At 71.7% G+C, this 2,533-nt stretch carries 3 protein-coding genes and 1 rRNA gene; 1 reads left to right on the forward strand and 3 read right to left on the reverse strand.

Annotated elements, in window-relative coordinates; all coding sequences use genetic code 11:
* Positions 1-174 precede the first annotated feature (174 nt).
* The 3 genes from ACZ63H_RS38555 to rrf all read right to left on the reverse strand — a co-directional run bounded on the left by ACZ63H_RS38555 (position 175) and on the right by rrf (position 2,350).
* The gene (locus tag ACZ63H_RS38555) at positions 175-939 is read right to left on the reverse strand and encodes a tetratricopeptide repeat protein (RefSeq protein ID WP_469873115.1); all 765 of its coding nucleotides are present in this window, start codon (positions 937-939) and stop codon (positions 175-177) included.
* A complete protein-coding gene (locus tag ACZ63H_RS38560) occupies positions 831-1,976 on the reverse strand; it encodes a hypothetical protein (protein WP_469873116.1) in 1,146 nt (381 codons plus the stop codon). The genes ACZ63H_RS38555 and ACZ63H_RS38560 overlap by 109 nt, the downstream gene beginning before the upstream one ends.
* A 257-nt stretch (positions 1,977-2,233) precedes the next feature.
* Positions 2,234-2,350: ribosomal RNA gene (rrf, locus tag ACZ63H_RS38565) — 5S ribosomal RNA — on the reverse strand.
* On the opposite strand from rrf, the gene ACZ63H_RS38570 reads away from it, so the two are divergent.
* Positions 2,339-2,533: hypothetical protein (locus ACZ63H_RS38570; protein ID WP_397957281.1), on the forward strand; the 195-nt coding region annotated here is incomplete at its 3' end. The two genes, rrf and ACZ63H_RS38570, sit on opposite strands and share 12 nt — an antisense overlap.

The following is a 2,533-nucleotide window of genomic DNA, read 5'->3' on the forward strand; positions in this document are numbered from 1 at the left end:
GAAGGACAGCGCCCGGAGAGGAAGCGCGGGGGGGGAAAAAAAGATCGTGCCGAACAAAAACCCGCCAAGGAAAGAGAGGACCCCAGGACGGCGAGGGCGCCCCCCCCCCCCCCCCCCCCCCGCCCCCCTTTCACGTGACGGTTCCGTCGCGCTCCGCGCCGGTGTCGGCCGGCGTCAGTGCTTGTCGCCGTCCTCCGGGGCGTCCTCCGGGGCGTCGTCCGTGGACCCGGCCGCTTCCCCGGACTCGTCCGGGGCGTCCTCGGCGAGGGCGTCGACGAACTCCACGCCGTCCAGCTCGGCGAGCCGGTCGGAGGCGTCCGTGCTGCCGTCCCGGTCGGCCTCGACGGCCTTCGCGAACCAGTCCCGCGCCTCGCGCTCCCGGCCGGCGGCCAGCAGGGCGTCGGCGTAGGCGTAGCGCAGGCGCGCGGTCCACGGCTGCACCGAGTTGGAGGCCAGCTCCGGGCTCTGCAGGGTCACGATGGCCGCGTCCAGCTGGCCCATGTCACGCCGGGCGCCGGCGGCGACGAGCCGCATCTCCACCTGGCCGGCCTTGTCCAGCTTGTGCACCTCCGGTGCGCCGGCCATCTCCAGCGCCTTCTCCGGCCGGCCGAGTCCGCGCTCGCAGTCGGCCATGACCGGCCACAGCTCGACGGTGCCGGTCATGCGCCGGGCGGCCCGGAACTCGGCGAGCGCCTCGCTGTACTTCTGGCTGGCGTACGCGGCGAAGCCGGCGGCCTCGCGCACGGCGGCCACGCGGGAGGCGAGGCGGAGCGCGACCCTGGCGTAGCCGTAGGCGCCCTCGGGGTCCTCGTCGATCAGCCGGGCCACCATCACCAGGTTCTTGGCGACGTCCTCGGCGAGCGTCTTGGGCAGGCTCTGCAGCTCCTGGCGGACGTCCCTGTCGATCTCGTCGCCGGTGACGTCCTCCGGGATCGGCAGCCGCTTGATCGGCTCCCGGTCCCGGTCCCGCTCATCGCGGAACCGGGCGCCGCCGGCGCCGCCACGGCGGTCGTCCCGCCCGTCACGCCTCTGGAAGCCGCCGCCCGGACGGCCACCGCGGTCGTCCCTACGGGGCCCACGGCCGCCACGGTCGTCACGGCCCCGGAAACCACCGCGCTGGTCGCCGCGGTCGTCACGACGGTCGTCCCGGCGGAAGCCGCCACGGTCGTCGTCACGCCGGTCGTCACGACGGTCGTCGCGCCGGAAGCCGCCGCGGTCGTCGCCACGGCGGTCGTCGCGCCGGAAGCCACCTCGGTCGTCGCGCCGGTCGTCACGGCCCCGGAAACCACCGCGCTGGTCGCCGCGGTCGTCTCGGCGGTAGCCACCTCGGTCGTCGTCACGGCGGTAGGACGGGCGGTCGCCACGGCTGTCGTCGCGGCGGAAGCCACGGTCGTCGTCACGACGGTCGTCGCGCCGGAAGCCACCTCGGTCGTCGCGCCGGTCGTCACGGCGGAAGCCGCCACGGTCGCCACGGTCCCGGTCGTCCCGCTGGAACCCCGGACGCGCACCGCGATCGCCCTCACGCCGGAACCCACCACCACGACGGTCATCACCACGACGGTCATCACCACGACGGTCGTCCCGGCGGTCGTCCCGGCGGAAGCCGCCGCGGTCGTCGCCACGGCGGTCGTCGCGCCGGTCGTCACGGCCCCGGAAACCACCGCGCTGGTCGCCGCGGTCGTCTCGGCGGTCGTCGCGGCGGTAGCCACCTCGGTCGTCGTCACGGCGGTAGGACGGGCGGTCGCCACGGCTGTCGTCGCGGCGGAAGCCACGGTCGTCGTCACGACGGTCGTCGCGCCGGAAGCCACCTCGGTCGTCGCGCCGGTCGTCACGGCGGAAGCCACCGCGGTCGCCACGGTCCCGGTCGTCCCGCTGGAACCCCGGACGCGCACCGCGATCGCCCTCACGCCGGAACCCACCACCACGACGGTCATCACCACGACGGTCGTCACGGCGGTCATCGCGGCGGTCGTCACGCCGGCTGCCGTAGCCGCCGCGGTCGTTGGTGCGGTCGTTGGTGCGACGGTCGTTGTCCCGGCGGTCGTTGTCCCGCCGGAAGCCGCCGCGGTCACCCCGGTCACCACTGTCCCGTCGCCGCTGGTCGCGCTCCGGACGGTCGCCGGGAGAGTTGGTGGACATGGTGACTCCTGTCTGTGGTACCTCAAGCATTGTAAAAACAAAAGGACCCCTGGTCCCAGCTGAACGCTGGTGACCAGGGGTCCTCCCAAAGATTGTTCGGCGGTGTCCTACTCTCCCACAGGGTCCCCCCTGCAGTACCATCGGCGCTGTGAGGCTTAGCTTCCGGGTTCGATATGTAACCGGGCGTTTCCCTCACGCTATGACCACCGAAACCCTAATGGTTTCGAGCGAACAAGCACACTTTTTACTTGTGTTTCAGTTCAGCTCTGAACCGGCAACCGTTCGTTGCCTCAGAACATACACAGTGAACGCGAGCATCAATGGACAAGCCCTCGGCCTATTAGTACCAGTCAACTCCACCCGTTACCAGGCTTCCATATCTGGCCTATCAACC

The sequence above is a fragment of the Streptomyces sp. NPDC104831 genome (genome assembly GCF_055583025.1).